The following is a 14,518-nucleotide window of genomic DNA, read 5'->3' on the forward strand; positions in this document are numbered from 1 at the left end:
GTGACACGGGCTCAGAACAGCTCGATTTCGCCGTGTGAAATCTGCGTCTTGACCTCGCCGCGAGACAACATCAGGTCGTAGTAGCGCACCTGGTTGCGGCCGTTTTCCTTGGCGTAGTAAAGGGCCTGGTCGGCGCGGCCCAGCACTTCGACCGGGGCTCCGTCCATGGTGGAGGTGAAGCCGATGCTCACCGTGATGCCGCCGATTTGCGGGAACATGTGTTCTTCGACAGTCGAGCGAAAGCGCTCGAAGGCCTGCGCGGCATGTTCGAGCGTGGCCGAGCGCAGCAGCACGACGAATTCTTCGCCGCCAAAGCGGAACGCGCGGTCCTGTGCGCGAAAGGACGAGCGCAGCAGGTTGGCCACGAGGATCAGCACTTCGTCGCCATAGAGATGGCCGTAGACGTCGTTCACCTGCTTGAAGTGGTCAATGTCGATCACGGCAAGCCACTGCTGCGGCGTGTCAGCACCGGGCTCGACCGGTCCGAAATCTGGCGTAGGCGCAGTAATACGCGCGAAATGCTCTTCGAAGGTTTTGCGGTTGAGCAAACCGGTGAGGGCGTCGCGCTCGCTGTAGTCGAGCAGGCTCTGGTAGTTCTGATAGACATGAAACACACCCATGATCACGTCGCGCTGGCGGCGTGTGAAGGGTTTGGATTGGGTAATCTCCAGGCACCCGTAGGCCTTGTCCTCGATCCACACAGGCAACCACAGCGTATGGCTGTTCGACGCACTGCGCAGCGCCGCTTCGCAGTGCTCCTTGAGGCACTCGGTCAGTTCGGGCATATTGGACAGCACACCACGGGCCGGATCGGCCGGGGCTTCGCACTCGGAGGAGATCACTTCCCCAAGGTGGCTCCAACTGCGTGGGCGCACCATCACCTGCGAGTCGCTGAAGAAGAACTCCAGCGCGCGTACTTCCATGTTTTTGCCCAGTTGCAGCAAGGTGGTGAGCACCGACGCTTCAAGACGCAGGTGGTCCCGGTGACCGGTCATCTCCACGAGGTGTTGAAGAATGGGCGTCATCGCTGACTGATCCTGGGTTTCTTCCATGGCAGTTTTGTTGTCTGTTCAGCGCCGTTTGAAGACGAGATCCCACACCCCGTGCCCAAGGCGCAGCCCGCGGTTTTCGAACTTGGTGAGGGGGCGGTAGGCGGGCTGGGGTGCGTAGCCTTCGGCGCTGTTGATCAGGAGTGGGTCGGCGGTCAGCACATTGAGAATTTGCTCGGCATAGGGCTCCCAGTCGGTCGCGCAGTGGAGGTAGCCGCCGGGCTTGAGACGGGCGGCGAGCTTGGCCACGAGCGGCGACTGGATCAGGCGGCGCTTGTTGTGGCGCTTTTTGTGCCAGGGATCGGGAAAGAAGATGTGCACGCCATCAAGTGAGCCTTCGGGCAGCATGTTGTCGATGACTTCGACGGCGTCGTGCTGCAGGATGCGGATGTTTTCGATATGGCCTTCGCCCACGCGCTTGAGCAGTGCACCGACGCCGGGAGCGTGGACCTCGCAGCACAGGAAATTGTCTTCAGGGCGTACTTGCGCGATGTGCGCGGTGGCATCGCCCATGCCGAAACCGATTTCAAGCACTAGCGGGGCCGTGCGGCCAAATACAGCGGTGGCGTCGAGCGGGGCGGGGGCGTAGTCGAGCACGAAGCGCGGGCCCAGTGTTTCAAGTGCCTTGGCCTGGCCGGTGGTCACGCGGCCGGCGCGCAGCACATAGCTTTTGATGGCCTTAGGATGTTCCACACCAGCGGGGGCCGCAGTCGTGCCTTGCTGAGGCGATGCAGCGTCTGATGTCGCGTCCGATGCAATAGGGGAAGTAATTGTTGTCACGGGGATGGATTGTAATTTCTTAATTTAGTCGATAGGGCCAAGCGTTCACCCAAAAAGCGAGCGCTTCTGCGATCGTGCCTTGCCGTTGAGCGGTATTCACAGGCAGGCCGAGAGCTGCGGCTGCATTGCACAACGCGAGCAGCGGCCTGGCGCTGTCGATGGCCGGTGCTCCGTGCTGTTTGGACAGCTTCTCACCGTCTGCTGCACGCACCAGCGGGGTGTGCAGATAGCAGGGGCTGTTGAATCCCAAAGTGGCTTGCAGCATGATCTGGCGGGCCGTATTGTCGGTCAAATCCTCACCTCGAACGACGTGGGTGATGCCTTGGTCGGCATCGTCTGCTACCACCGCCATCTGATAGGCCCAAATGCCATCGGCACGCAGCAGGACAAAGTCGCCAACGGTGCTTGAAACGTCTTGAAACATGGGCCCCAGTCTACGGTCTTGCCAGTGCACGCCTTCGCTCGAAAGGGTGATTGAGGTTTTATTGCGTGACTCGGGGGCTGACGATTGTTGACGTCTTGCGGCGTTAAAACGCCACGAACGCGCTAATCGTCCGTGAAGCCCGCTTCGGCAGGTGCCGGGGTACACCTGCTCGGTGTGACGTGCATGCGTGTGTCCCTGCACTTCCAGTGCCTGTGCGATGTCGCGCCGGGTGCAGGCGCAAGGGTAGGCATGCTGCTCGACCAGCAGCTGATCGAGCAGGGCCTGATAGCGCGCGGTGCGTTGGGTCTGGCGGACCGGAGGTTCATCGGCATGCAAGTGGCATGCGGCGAGCTGCGAAAGAATGGCGGCCGAGGCGGCCTCGGAGCAGCGCGGCTGGTCCACATCCTCGATGCGCACCAGCCAGCGGCCACCTGCGGCACGGGCGTCCAACCAACTGGCGAGCGCCGCGACCAGCGAGCCCGCGTGCAGCGGGCCGGTGGGCGAGGGCGCAAATCGCCCCCTGTACTTCTCCGCCCACTTCCTGTCTGCAAATACTTCTTCCGTCATCGGTCGCCTATTACTGAGGGAGCCTCTGCACGCGTTGATCTGATTTGTGCAGAGTGTCCTTCAGCGGCTATTTTACGAAAAAGCTTTGTTCGAATGAGTGACATCGATGGCGGCGAGCGCCAATTCGAGTCCGGAGACGAACGCGTCCTCGAGTCGGTGGCCCAAACACCAGTCCCCGCACAGTCCGAGCTGGGCGTCGTCATCCCAGAGCGCCGACTGACCGAGCGGCATCATGGTGCGTGCGTGTTTCCAGCGGCGGATGTCAATTTGGCTGGGCGTGGCGCGAATGCCGGTCACTTCCGAGAACGCACGCAAAAGCTTGGCCTGTACGCGCGATGGTTCGTCGTTCAGATGTTCCTGTGACCACTGCGGACTGGCCTGCACCGTCCAGCGCTCGACTTGCGAGCGGCCAGGCTTGGAGGATTCGCGCGCCAGCCACGCGATGCGGTGGTGCGTGCTGCGCGCCGCGTTCCACTGTGGGCCCAGCGTCGTGAGCCCTGGGCGCACGGCTTGCGGAAAACCGAGCATCAGGGTCCAGCAAGGTGCGGTTTCGACCTTGTTGAGTTGTTCTTCCCAGAGGGTCTGGTGCTCGCCCTGAATGGCTTGGGCGACGGGCGCAGGCACGGCCAACAACACCGTGTCGAAACCGGCATGCACGCTGTTGCCGCCGTCAGGCAACTGCGCGCGCAGCTGCCATTGTTCGGGAGAGACCACATCTCGCTCGATGGCGGAGATGATGGTGTTGGTTACCAGACGGCCCTTGTCGGCGAGCGGCTGTGCCCAGGTCTTGACGAGCGCATCCATGGCCGGTGTGGCCACCCAGTGGCGCTCGCCCGGTGGCGGTGCGGCGGCGACCACGCGGCCAGCCTCGTCGAGCACGCGTACGGTGTTCACACTCCAAGCGCGGCACAGGCCTGGCACGGTATCGAGCGCTTTCTGAAAACGCGCGTCGCGCACGGTGAAGTACTGCGCGCCCACGTCATAAGTGCCGCACACCGAATGCACGACCGAGGTGCGACCGGAGGCTTCTGGCTGCTTCTCGAACACTGTCACGTCATGGCCCGCTTGCATCAGCGTGCGTGCGCAGGTGATGCCCGCCATGCCCGCGCCGATCACGGCGATTCGCTTGGGCTTGGAGCGGATGCCTCCGTAGGGGCGGTGTTCGGGCTCGGAATTCCTGGAAGAAGTGTCTAGCATGACGGACCCAGTCTAAAAAAGTGAATGCAGCCCAAAGGAGTCATCGGGAGTCCACAGGAATCATCACGGCAGTGCGCCTGAAAATCCCGACTGTGTCTTCCTTCGCGATGCGGCTTTGACACTCTACACGGCTTATGGCTCCAATTGGCCGGGACTGCCTCAGAAGTGATGGTGGTTTTCCAGTAAAGAGCGTTGCGTGGCCTCGCTCTTGAGCTGGGCGAGCCACCATTGCAGCGCCTGGCCAGGCGCTTTTTGCATGCTGCGGCCCCAGACGTAGCTCAGTCGCACCATGCGCTGCGGGCGCTGTACGGACTTGACCACCAGATGCCCCGCATTGACATACGAGCGCACCATTGGCTCGGGCAGAAACCCCGCACCCATGCCGCGCAGCTGGGCCTGGATCTTGGCGCTCATCGAGTCCACCGTCATCACGTCCTGACCGGGGAGAATGCCCATCGTCACGTTGGAGCGGCTGGCCGAATCGGCCACGGCGATCACCCGGTGCTCGCGCAAGGTGGCATCGCTCAGGGGTTCGGGCAAGTTGGCGAGAGGGTGGTGCGGCGCGACCACGAACACGAATTTGAGCGAACCAAGCGGCGCGCTCTGCAGACCGGCGACGCTCGGCGTGTCGATGGCCACGCCGATGGCGATGTCGGCGCGACCAGAGGTCAGGCATTCGAGGGTGCCGCTCAGAATGCCGTCGGTGAACTTGAGCCGTGTAGGCGGCGTCGGCTTGATGTCGTAGAACGCCTGCGCCAGCTCCAGCATCGTGGGTGTGGAGAGGATCTGGTCCACACTCAGCGTGAGCTGAGGCTCCCATCCTGTTGCTACGCGTCGCACATGGTTGGCCACCGAATCCACATCCTCGAGCAGGCGTGCGCCCTCGCGCAGCAACTCGGCCCCGGCCTCGGTCGGGTGGGCTTGGCGCGAGCTGCGGTCGAACAGCAGCACGTCGAGCGCATCCTCGATCTGGCGCACGCGGTAGGTGAGCGCGCTAGGCACCAGTTGCAACTCGCGCGCGGCGGCCGCAAAACTGCCGGTGTCGGCAATCAACTGCAGCATGGTGAGATTCTCTGGGGTCAGTACATCGCGTGCGTTTTGCATGGTGATGCCACTTTACTTCAATTCTTTTGAATGATGCCTTCAAGCCGCTTGAGACACGCGGCAGCATACCCCTACTACAGTACATCCATCGGGTTCGACGAAACCCGCAACCCACACGAAGGAGCTTTTATGTTGACCATTCGCCATTCTGATGACCGCGGCCTTGCTGACCATGGCTGGCTCAAGTCGCGTCACAGCTTTTCGTTTGCAGATTACTACGACCCACGCCACATGGGCTGGGGCAATCTCCGCGTGATCAACGAAGACCGCATCGCCCCCGGCACCGGCTTCGGCACCCACGGTCACCGCGACATGGAAATTATCAGCTACGTGCTCTCGGGCAACCTTGCGCACAAGGACAGCATGGGCAACGTCAAGGGTATCCCGCCCGGAGACGTGCAGCGCATGAGCGCAGGCAGCGGCGTGCGCCACAGCGAGTTCAATCATGCCGAGGGCGAAACCACGCACTTTCTGCAGATCTGGATCGAGCCGAACGAAACCGGCGTGCCTCCCAGCTACGAACAGATCACCGTGCCCGACGACCAGAAGCAGGGTCGCCTGCGCCTGGTGGCCGCGCCCAGTGGCGACGAAGGTGTCGTGAATATCCACGCCGATGCCCGTCTGTATGCAGGTCTGCTTAACGGCGCTGAGCATGCCGAGCTGAAGATCGACCCGGCCCGCAAGGCCTATGTGCACCTGATCAAGGGTGAGCTCAAGGTCAACGGAGAGCCGCTTAAGACGGGCGATGCCGCGCTGATCAAGGACGAGGCCGACATCAAGCTCACCGATGGCAAGGATGCTGAGGTTCTGGTGTTCGATCTGCAGGCTTGATCTGCAGTTGAGTGGCTGTGGGCGGGGCGGTTAGCCCCGTTCACGCTGCCACTGTCCCTGCATCAGCCGCTCGTGCGGCACGAAGCGGGCCTTGTAGTTCATCTTGGGGCTTTGCTCGATCCAGTAGCCGAGGTACACATAGGGTAGGCCCAGCGAGCGGGCTTGCTGGATCTGCCATTGCACGTTGTAGGTGCCGTAGCTGGTCTTGTCCTCGGGCTCGTAGAAGGTGTAGACAGCGGAGATGCCATCGTCGAGCACGTCGAGAATCGACACCATCTTGAGCACGCCGGGCGTACCGTCCTCATTCGTTTCGCGAAACTCCACCAAGCGTGAATTGACGCGGCTTTGCAGCAGGAACTGGGTGTACTGGTCGATGCTGTCATGGTCCATGCCGCCGCCCGAGTGGCGCTCGTTTTGGTAGCGTAGATAGAGTTGGTAATGTTCCGGCAGATAGCAAAGGCGCAGCACGCGGGCCTGCAGGTGGGCGTGCTGTGTCCAGGCGCGGCGCTGGCTGCGATCTGGCTTGAATTCATTGACCAGCACGCGCAGCGGCACGCAGGCCTGACAACCGTCGCAATAGGGGCGGTAGGTGAACATGCCGCTGCGCCGGAACCCGCGAGCGACGAGGTCGGAATAGACGTTGTTGTGAATCAGATGGCTGGGCGTGGCGACCTGGGAACGTGCCAGCCGACCCGGCAGATAGCTGCAGGTGTAGGGGGCGGTTGCGTAGAACTGCAGTGACTGCAGTGGCAGGTCGTTGAGCTGGGTCACACGAGGGATGGCGAAGACAACAATGAATCCCAGTATACGGGCTTGAAAGTCCAATCGAGCTCATCGTCTGCACGGGCTTCGTGAACCTTGGTCAGAAAAGCTGCACGGGAGACTTCGCGCCCGCCCAATGAGGCGAGATGGGCCGTGTTCTGCTGGCAATCGATCATCTCGACTCCCTGCGTTCGGCACAGGCCCACAAGTGCGCCCAGTGCTACCTTGGAGGCATTTGTGGCGCGCGCGAACATCGATTCTCCGAATACGGCGCGGCCGATGGCGATGCAGTACAGCCCGCCCACAAGCTTGCCGTCCACCCACGTCTCGATGCTGTGGGCCGTGCCTGCCTCATGCAGTTTCTCGTAGGCTTCGATCATCGCGGGCACAATCCAGGTGCCGTTCTGGCCGGTGCGAGGTGAGGAGGAGCAGGCGTTGATGACGGCGCTGAAGTCGCTGTCAATGCGCACTTCGCACGAGGGCAGGGTGCGAAAGCGTTTGATCGTCTTGCGCAGCGAACTATGCAACTTGAATTCTTGCGGAAACAGCACCATGCGCGGATCGGGGCTCCACCACAGAATGGGCTGGCCCTGACTGAACCACGGGAAGATGCCATTGGCGTACGCCGCCTTCAAGCGCCAGACATCGAGGCTGGCCCCGGCTGCGAGCAGTCCAGGCGCGGGGGAGTCATGGCCCCAGCTGTTGGCGACGGGAGGAAAGGGTTCTTCGGGATCAAGCCAGGTCAGCGATGGAGTCATGGAGGAATGCAACACGGTATCGAGGGCTATCGTATGGCATTGTGGGCCCAAAGACAGACCGCCCGCTGAATTTCTCCAGCGGGCGGTCTTTATGCGTGCCGAACGTGGTGATCAGCCTTGAACGTACCAGGCGTCCTTCAGTTCGCTCACCTGTACCGACGCGCCCTTGATCTTTTCCTTGAGCCATTGTTCGACGGCCTTGCGGTCTTCCTCGGTGGCGGAGCCGCGTGGGTATGCGGTCACAAAGCCTTCGTTCAGCCAGCCGCCCAGCATCAGGCTACGGGGAACGACGACCTCGGTGAGGAACTGGTCCATCAGTGCTTCTTGCGCGTCGGGAGACAGCTTTTCCTTGAACTCGATAACGTATTCGAAACCCAGTTCCTGAAACTCGCCGATGTGCATTTTCTTGCGTTGACGTTGGCTGCGTTGCTTGTTTGGTGGCAAAGACATGGTGTGCGCCGCGCCATTGTGTGAACGGCGCGGTGTTTTATGGATGAAAGAGCGCCACTTTATTGCAAATGCAAAGGCGCAGCCTTGAAGTCGGGTGCCTTGTCGGCCACGACATTGAGTTGGACACCGAACTCCAGCCAGGCCTTGCAGGCGGCAATCACCAGATTGAAGCCCTCCGTCTGGTCAAGCGCCTGTTGGTATTGCTCTTGCTGAGTGCCTTCGAATCCCGAGGCGGTGATGGTCAAGAAAGTGGTGCCGTTGGAGCGCTCCTCGAAATCCCATTGCGCCCGCGCGGGCCATTCGATGACGAGGCGCCGATGGGTGTCCAGCGTGATGACCCGCACCTTGGCGCTCACGCCGTAGTGGTCCCAGAACCACGTCACCGTGGCGCCTTGATTGAGCGCGCCGCTGGCCCGGTTGAACCAGAATTTCGTGGTGATGTTCGGGTCGACAAAGGCGTTGAACACCTCGGCCACGGGCCGACGGATCAGCATCGTGACCTTGACGATGGGCGGCGCGGCTTTGGTCATGCGTGCTCAGAGCAGCTTGGTGCGGGCCAGTCGTTTGGAATTCTGCACCGCCTTGCGATGGATCGGTGCAACGGATTTGGCGCTGATCCGCTCCAGCGTCTGCGGCATGCGCGAAAGTTGCCCTGACAACGCAGTCGGGCCGCGCATCCACGACCAGAAGAGCGACTGTTGCATCTTGCCCATCTCCATGCACAGGGTCCACCACGATTGTGCAAAGGCTACCTGCTTCTCGGCCACCATGCCGGTGAACTCTTTGTGGTCACGTTTTGAAAGTTGGGTCGGCGAGGACAGCGCCATGCGTGTGACGCGATGGGCGATGACCTGCGGCGCGGCTACGCTCAATTCCGCCAATTGACGGCCGGTGGATCGGGTTCTGGAGGGGCGGGACATGGGGGAAAACTCCTTGCGAGTCAAGACGGAGGTCAGGATCACGATTGGGAAAGGCAATCCATTCTGACGAATCCATATGGTGTGCGCCAGTGGGTTTCCTGTAGGAGGAGGGGACGAATTTATTTGCAACCTCGGCGTTGTCGGGGCTGGAGATGCTCACCCAGCCGTCACATCGATGTGATAAGTCCCCCAGGGGCACAGCGCAAAGCGCTCCTTGAGCGACTTGCTTGCCATATCCGGGAAACGGTCGGCTTCATAGACTGACCACAGAGGCCCGATGCCGCCGAGCGCGAGTGGCTGGTTGTCGAGGTGAGTGGCGATGACGAAGCGGCGGTTCGTGATTTCAGTGGCGGAAATGGCCACGCCATAACCGTCAATGGCACGCACCAGAAAGGAGAGGTTTGTGGCCCACCGTACACCTGCGGCCTTCATCACGTCACTGAACAATGGGCCTTTGAGCGCGTGCTTCTTCGCGTCGTATTCGAGCGTGGGCTCAATGGTAACGGCCGGCAGGGCGGTGATCGCGGCGAAGTCAAATGCGTGTGCTTTGCTGAAGCGCACCTGGTGCTTGTTCATGAGTTGATCGAGCTGCGGATCGAAAGCCGCGCGGTTGCCTGCGCCGATGAGGCCGCTCACGGTCAGCAGCACGGGACCTTTGGCAGCCTTGGGTGCATGCTGGGCCTGTGCGCCGAGGGTGCTCGCCCCAAGGCCGAGTGCAGCACTGCGAGCGGCGAGTTTCATGAAACTGCGTTTGGGGTGATTGTTCACGGTGTTCTCTCTCATGAAATGCGATAGCTCAGTGCCCAGAAATAGGGCCATTCGCGGACTTCGATCTCGCTTGCATGCGGGGCCGCTGCTTCGCGCAACTGGCGTTCGGTGGGGAAGTTCTTGAGCACCCGGTGCGCGCTGCCATCCTTGAGCAGGCGTGTTTGATAGGTGTTGCCGTCCGTGTCGCGGTCCGAAATCGGAGTGCTGCTGCCTTCGACATAACGGTTGTCGATCAGCACTACGCGCGCTCCGGGTTTGAGTGCCTTGTGCAGGCCGCGCAGAAACACTTGTTGGCGCGTGATTGGCACATGCGACCACCAGAAGCCCGCAAAGGCGGCGTCGAAGTGATCATTGCAAGTGGGCAGTTGGTAGGCATCACCGACGGTGAATTGCACCTGTGCGAGTGGCACGCGGGCGCGTGCGATTTCCAGTGTTTCGATGGCGGCGTCGATGGCCAGAACCTGCGAGCAGTGTGGGGCGTAGAACTGGGTCCAGTAGCCAGTGCCGCAGGCGATTTCGAGGACAGATCCCGAGCCAATCTGCCGGGGAAGCCAAGCCTCCATGGCGCGCAGATCGTCTTGTCGCTCGGGTTTCAGGTAGATGGTGTCGTATTCCCGCGCGCGGGCGGCGTAATATTCCGGCAGGGATTCAGGCAGGGCGTCTTGCATGAGCCGCGATTGTGCGACCCATGCAAGACCTTGGCAATGTAAAAAAGGCGATCAGGCCTTGTTTGTCTGCAGCATCTTGATGATGCTCGAGAAGTCCTCGCCGCCATGGCCGCCGATGCTGTGCGCGGCGTAGATCGCGCGGGCCATGCCGCCGAGCGGTGTGCTGGCCTTGACCGACATGGCGCATTCTTGCGCGAGGCCCAAATCCTTGAGCATCAGGTCGGTGCCGAAGCCACCCGTGTAGCCGCGCGTGGCAGCCGAGTTTTCCTGCACGCCGGGGCAGGGGTTGTAGACCTCGAGGGCCCAGTTGCCGCCCGAACTGCGGCGCATGATCTCGGAGAGCACCTTGGGATCGAGGCCGTTGGCTACGCCCATGGCGATGGCTTCACTGGTGCCGATCATCAGGATGCCGAGGAGCATGTTGTTGCAGATCTTGGCGGTCTGGCCTGCGCCCACATCGCCCGCGTGGAAGATGTTCTTGCCCATCTTTTCGAGCAGCGGACGTGCGCGCTCGAGATTTGCTTCGGAGCCGCCGACCATGAAGGTCAGCGTGCCCGCGATCGCGCCACCCGTGCCACCGGAGACCGGCGCGTCGATGAAAGCGATGCCCGCAGCCTCGGCTGCCTTGGCGACCTTCTGGCTGGTGGCTCCCGCGATGGTGGAGGAGTCGATGATCAGCGCGCCCTTGGCGATGCTGGCGAGCAGACCGGCCTTGCCGTTGCCGCCGAGGAAGAGTCCTTCGACATGCTGGCTTGCGGGCAGCATAGACACAATGACTTCAGCGCCCTGAACAGCGTCTTCTGCGGAAGTGGCGATTTGTGCACCTTCGGCCTTGACGCGCTCGCAGGCGTCCTTCGAGAGGTCGAACGCCTTGACGCTGTGACCCGCTTTCTGCAGATTGATTGCCATGGGCGCGCCCATGTTGCCGAGGCCGATGAAAGCGATTTGCATGTAAGTTGTCTCCTGTTGGTGAAATGGTTGGTTTGGTAAGCAGGGGCTGTGGGCTTATTCAGCGATCAGCGCGCCGCGTTCCTTCAGAAGGGAGCGCAGGATGCTCCGATGGCAGCGGCGTTCTTCGTCGCAATAGCAACCGATGGAAAACGCCGCCGTTTGCGACAGCGCTGCCAGCAGGTCGAGTGTGCGGCTGCTTGCAGCGTCGGCCAGTTGCTTGCGGAACTGCTTGTCGAACTGCGCCCAGAGCTTGGTGGCCTCGGCCTCCTGGCCGTCGGCGAACAGCTTCACGGCTTCCTGCGCAAGCGTCATCAGATCGGGCTCGGGCGAGAGTTCGGGATACCAGACGTCGTAGTAATTGCGGCTCGCGAATTCGGCTTTGGGCACGCCGCGCGGAGGTCGACGCACGGTACCGATGCGCAGGCCCTCATCCTTGAGGCGCGCAGTGCCAAGTTGAACGATGCGTACTGACATGTGCTGATCCTTCCGTGGTGGGTCCGAATTACAGATCGCTCTCGAAGATGCTGTGGCGTTTTTTCTTTGCCGCCGCTTTGGCAGCCGCTTTGGTTGATGCTTTCTTTGCGGCTGCCTTAGTGGATGTCTTGCGTCGTGCAGAGGCCTTGGCTTGGGGGTTGTAGGCAAGCGCGCCATCAATCCAATCTTGCCAGTGAGCCCGCGTGGCATACGCCGAAGGCTCGACGCAGAAATAACCCTGCATCTTGCCCTGCGCATCCAACGTCCGCACGCCGGGTCGCTCGGCCACGCTGTCGTGTTCCGATGGCGGCAAGCGCACCAGCAACTCGTCGCCTTTGACGCCAAGGCACATCTTGTCGTTCACCATGAACACATACCAGCCGAACATCGTGCGCTCTTCGACATCCGCGCAATGCGACAGGGCATCGCGCACTGCGTCGATCAGCCGCAGCGTTTCGTCGGAGAGGGGGCGGGCTGGCATTTAGATGCGCTCCATCCGTTGGTGCGGTGGCTCGGGCAACACGACGCGCACCTGCGTGTCCACACGTACTTCGCCGCCTTGCAGCACGATGCTCATGACGCCGGTCTTGCGCACCAGTTGTCCATCCGGGTCGCGATCCAGCATGGCCGGGAGCAGATTTTTTTGAAAATCTTCAATCTGAATACAGGGGTTGCGCAACCCGGTCAATTCAAGTTCACCACAGGTCGTACCATTGGCATCCTCGAAGATCAGACGGGTCTTCACTGGCAGATCGATCAACTCACGCCAACCAAGACCGGGCGCAGAGGCGAGAGTAATGTTCTCGCCAAGCTCGCCCGGCTTCAACGTGTGACCCAAACCATTGAGGTGATCAAATAGATCTGCGCTGATCAGATGCACCTGACGTAGATTAGGCTGTGTCGGATCGACCTTCACACGGGAGCGATGCTGAACCGTTGCACCATAGTGCGCGTCGCCTTTCACGCCCAAACCCTGCATCATCGTGATAGACAACGTTGCTTGCTTCGAGAAGCGATGTTCCGCGTCACAATGCACCGCAAGCACGGTGGTCCCGAGGGGCTTGGTGTTGGGCATGGCTTGGTCCTCAGCGAATCATGTCCGGCGCATCGCCTTCCAGCATGCGTCTGCCGATGATCACTCGCATGATTTCGTTCGTGCCTTCCAGAATCTGGTGCACGCGCGAGTCGCGCATCAGGCGTTCCAGCGGGTATTCGCGGATATACCCGTAGCCGCCGTGCAGTTGCAGCGCTTCGTTGCAGACCATGAAGCCCGCGTCCGTCGCGAAGCGCTTGGCCATGGCGCAGTAGGTGGAGGCGTCGCGCGCGCCCGCGTCGAGTTTGCTGGCGGCGAGGCGTACCATCTGGCGGGCGGCGACGAGTTCGGTGGCCATGTCGGCCAGCTTGAACTGCAGCGCCTGAAAGCTGGCGATGGGCTTGCCGAACTGCTTGCGCTCCTGCATGTAGCTTTGGGCTTGCTTGAGTGCGCCTTGCGCCGCGCCGACCGAGCAGGTGGCGATATTGATGCGACCACCGTCGAGGCCCTTCATCGCGATCTTGAAGCCTTCGCCCTCGCGGCCGAGCAGGTTCTGCGCGGGGATGCGCACGTTGTCAAAGCTGATCACGCGGGTGGGCTGGCTGTTCCAGCCCATTTTTTCTTCCTTCTTGCCGTAGCTGACGCCCTCGGCATTGGCCGGCACGGCAAAGGCGCTGATGCCGGACGCGCCCGATTGTGCGTCGCCCGTGCGGGCCATCAGTATCAACATGTCGGTCGAGCCCGCGCCGCTGATGAAGGCCTTGCTGCCGTTGAGTATGTATTCGTGGCCGACGAGTTCGGCACGGGTCTTGATGGACGCGGCGTCGGAGCCCGCGCCCGGCTCGGTCAGGCAGTAGCTTGCGAGTTTTTGGCCGCTGGTGAGCTGCTCGCCCCATTCAGCGCGGACTTCATCGGTTGCCCAGGTCCCGAGCATCCAGGTCGCCATGTTGTGGATGGTAATGAAGGCGGTGGTCGAGGGATCGACGGCGGCGAGTTCTTCGAACACCAGCGTAGCGTCGAGGCGAGGCAGGGCGAGGCCGCCCGCGTTCTCGGGCGCATAGAGGCCGCAGAAGCCCAGCTCGCCTGCCTTGGCGATGGCTTCGCGCGGGAAGAGGCCTTCGGCGTCCCAGTGGGCGGCGTGCGGAGCGAACTCGGCTTGGGCAAAGGCGCGGGCCGTGTCGGCAAAGGCGCGCTGGTCTTCGGTGAGTTCAAAATCCATGGCGTTGTCTCCTCGGATGTTCCGTGTCGTGTTGTTTGTTATGGGGTCGTCGGCAAGCTGGCTTCAGGCGGTGGCGGGTTGCCGGTGTGCAGCCATTGTGAGAGCGCGGTGCGGCGCGACTGGGTCACCTTGACCATGCACTCGTGATAGAGCTGTATCCATTCCGGCTTGCCTTCCTTGCCGCGGTTGTGGCGGTTGCAATAGTCGCGGCGCGAGCGCTGCCAGTTCTTCTGGTCCTGACGCAACTCCGGGCGCTCGTGGGCCGACAGCGCAGTCATCACGTCACCGTAGTAGATGTTCAAGGCCGAATCGGCTTCCTGGAACTTCTTGACGGCGCAGGCATTGACCTCGGCGACCGAGCCATCGGGCACGCAGTTGGCACCGGCCTGGGCGAATGTGGTGGTGGCCGCCATGCTCAAGGCGAAGGGCAGCGCTACATGCGCCGCAAGCGCAATGAGAGAGGTGAGTTTCGATTTCGCAGACATGCGCCCAATTTCAACACGGCCAGCCACTATCGCGGCAACAAAGCCCGCGCCCGCGAATGATTCACGATGCGCGGGCTT

General features: G+C 61.7%; 18 protein-coding genes and 1 pseudogene. 1 reads left to right on the forward strand and 18 read right to left on the reverse strand.

The window, feature by feature from the left end:
* Positions 1–11 precede the first annotated feature (11 nt).
* From G7047_RS09100 to G7047_RS09120, 5 genes are all read right to left on the reverse strand, one after another.
* The gene (locus tag G7047_RS09100) at positions 12–1,025 is read right to left on the reverse strand and encodes a diguanylate cyclase (RefSeq protein ID WP_166311973.1); all 1,014 of its coding nucleotides are present in this window, start codon (positions 1,023–1,025) and stop codon (positions 12–14) included.
* Positions 1,026–1,070: 45 nt separating this feature from the next.
* Positions 1,071–1,808 carry a tRNA (guanosine(46)-N7)-methyltransferase TrmB gene (gene trmB, locus G7047_RS09105; RefSeq protein WP_371813886.1) on the reverse strand — a complete coding sequence of 246 codons (738 nt, stop codon included), beginning with the start codon at positions 1,806–1,808 and terminating at the stop codon, positions 1,071–1,073.
* A 40-nt stretch (positions 1,809–1,848) separates the two neighbouring features.
* A complete protein-coding gene (gene gluQRS, locus G7047_RS09110) occupies positions 1,849–2,820 on the reverse strand; it encodes a tRNA glutamyl-Q(34) synthetase GluQRS (RefSeq protein ID WP_166303833.1) in 972 nt (323 codons plus the stop codon).
* Between the two features lie 72 nt (positions 2,821–2,892).
* On the reverse strand, positions 2,893–4,017 hold the full coding sequence (locus G7047_RS09115) for an NAD(P)/FAD-dependent oxidoreductase (protein ID WP_166303836.1): 1,125 nt from the start codon (positions 4,015–4,017) through the stop codon (positions 2,893–2,895).
* Positions 4,018–4,176: 159 nt separating this feature from the next.
* Positions 4,177–5,121 carry a LysR family transcriptional regulator gene (locus tag G7047_RS09120; protein WP_166303839.1) on the reverse strand — a complete coding sequence of 315 codons (945 nt, stop codon included), beginning with the start codon at positions 5,119–5,121 and terminating at the stop codon, positions 4,177–4,179.
* Between the two features lie 129 nt (positions 5,122–5,250).
* Here G7047_RS09120 and G7047_RS09125 point away from each other — a divergent pair, with 129 nt between their 5' ends.
* A complete protein-coding gene (locus tag G7047_RS09125) occupies positions 5,251–5,952 on the forward strand; it encodes a pirin family protein (protein ID WP_166303843.1) in 702 nt (233 codons plus the stop codon).
* Positions 5,953–5,982: 30 nt separating this feature from the next.
* On the opposite strand, the gene G7047_RS09130 is transcribed toward G7047_RS09125, so the two are convergent.
* The 13 genes and pseudogenes from G7047_RS09130 to G7047_RS09190 form a co-directional block, all read right to left on the reverse strand.
* Positions 5,983–6,723 carry an arginyltransferase gene (locus G7047_RS09130; protein ID WP_166303846.1) on the reverse strand — a complete coding sequence of 247 codons (741 nt, stop codon included), beginning with the start codon at positions 6,721–6,723 and terminating at the stop codon, positions 5,983–5,985.
* Positions 6,720–7,472, reverse strand: a complete 753-nt coding sequence (aat, locus tag G7047_RS09135) for a leucyl/phenylalanyl-tRNA--protein transferase (protein ID WP_166303849.1) — start codon at positions 7,470–7,472, stop codon at positions 6,720–6,722. The genes G7047_RS09130 and aat overlap by 4 nt, the downstream gene beginning before the upstream one ends.
* Positions 7,473–7,583: 111 nt before the next feature.
* Entirely contained in the window at positions 7,584–7,922 is a 339-nt protein-coding gene (locus G7047_RS09140) for a YggL family protein (protein ID WP_166303852.1), read from the reverse strand.
* 59 nt (positions 7,923–7,981) lie between these two features.
* Positions 7,982–8,452, reverse strand: a complete 471-nt coding sequence (locus tag G7047_RS09145; protein WP_166303855.1) for an SRPBCC family protein — start codon at positions 8,450–8,452, stop codon at positions 7,982–7,984.
* Positions 8,453–8,458: 6 nt separating this feature from the next.
* A complete protein-coding gene (locus G7047_RS09150; protein WP_166303858.1) occupies positions 8,459–8,842 on the reverse strand; it encodes a polyhydroxyalkanoate granule-associated phasin in 384 nt (127 codons plus the stop codon).
* A 156-nt stretch (positions 8,843–8,998) separates the two neighbouring features.
* Complete coding sequence (locus tag G7047_RS09155; RefSeq protein WP_166303861.1) at positions 8,999–9,583, reverse strand: molybdopterin-dependent oxidoreductase; 585 nt, start codon at positions 9,581–9,583, stop codon at positions 8,999–9,001.
* A gap of 38 nt (positions 9,584–9,621) precedes the next feature.
* Positions 9,622–10,278: a class I SAM-dependent methyltransferase gene (locus G7047_RS09160; RefSeq protein WP_166303864.1), complete on the reverse strand. Its 657-nt coding sequence runs from the start codon at positions 10,276–10,278 to the stop codon at positions 9,622–9,624.
* A 51-nt stretch (positions 10,279–10,329) separates the two neighbouring features.
* A pseudogene (gene mmsB, locus G7047_RS09165) lies at positions 10,330–11,244 on the reverse strand (3-hydroxyisobutyrate dehydrogenase); the annotation flags it as partial.
* 39 nt (positions 11,245–11,283) lie between these two features.
* A complete protein-coding gene (locus G7047_RS09170; protein WP_166303871.1) occupies positions 11,284–11,703 on the reverse strand; it encodes a DUF488 domain-containing protein in 420 nt (139 codons plus the stop codon).
* A 28-nt stretch (positions 11,704–11,731) separates the two neighbouring features.
* Positions 11,732–12,184, reverse strand: a complete 453-nt coding sequence (locus G7047_RS09175; protein WP_166303874.1) for a TfoX/Sxy family protein — start codon at positions 12,182–12,184, stop codon at positions 11,732–11,734.
* The gene (locus G7047_RS09180) at positions 12,185–12,778 is read right to left on the reverse strand and encodes an MOSC domain-containing protein (RefSeq protein WP_166303877.1); all 594 of its coding nucleotides are present in this window, start codon (positions 12,776–12,778) and stop codon (positions 12,185–12,187) included.
* 10 nt (positions 12,779–12,788) lie between these two features.
* Positions 12,789–13,955, reverse strand: coding sequence for an acyl-CoA dehydrogenase family protein (locus tag G7047_RS09185; protein WP_166303880.1), 1,167 nt, complete (start codon positions 13,953–13,955; stop codon positions 12,789–12,791).
* A gap of 38 nt (positions 13,956–13,993) precedes the next feature.
* Positions 13,994–14,440 (reverse strand): lysozyme inhibitor LprI family protein, encoded by a 447-nt coding sequence (locus G7047_RS09190; protein WP_166303885.1) that lies wholly within the window; start codon positions 14,438–14,440, stop codon positions 13,994–13,996.
* Positions 14,441–14,518 lie beyond the last annotated feature (78 nt).

The organism is Diaphorobacter sp. HDW4A (assembly GCF_011305995.1).
In the GTDB taxonomy this organism is placed as follows: Bacteria; Pseudomonadota; Gammaproteobacteria; order Burkholderiales; family Burkholderiaceae_C; genus Diaphorobacter_A.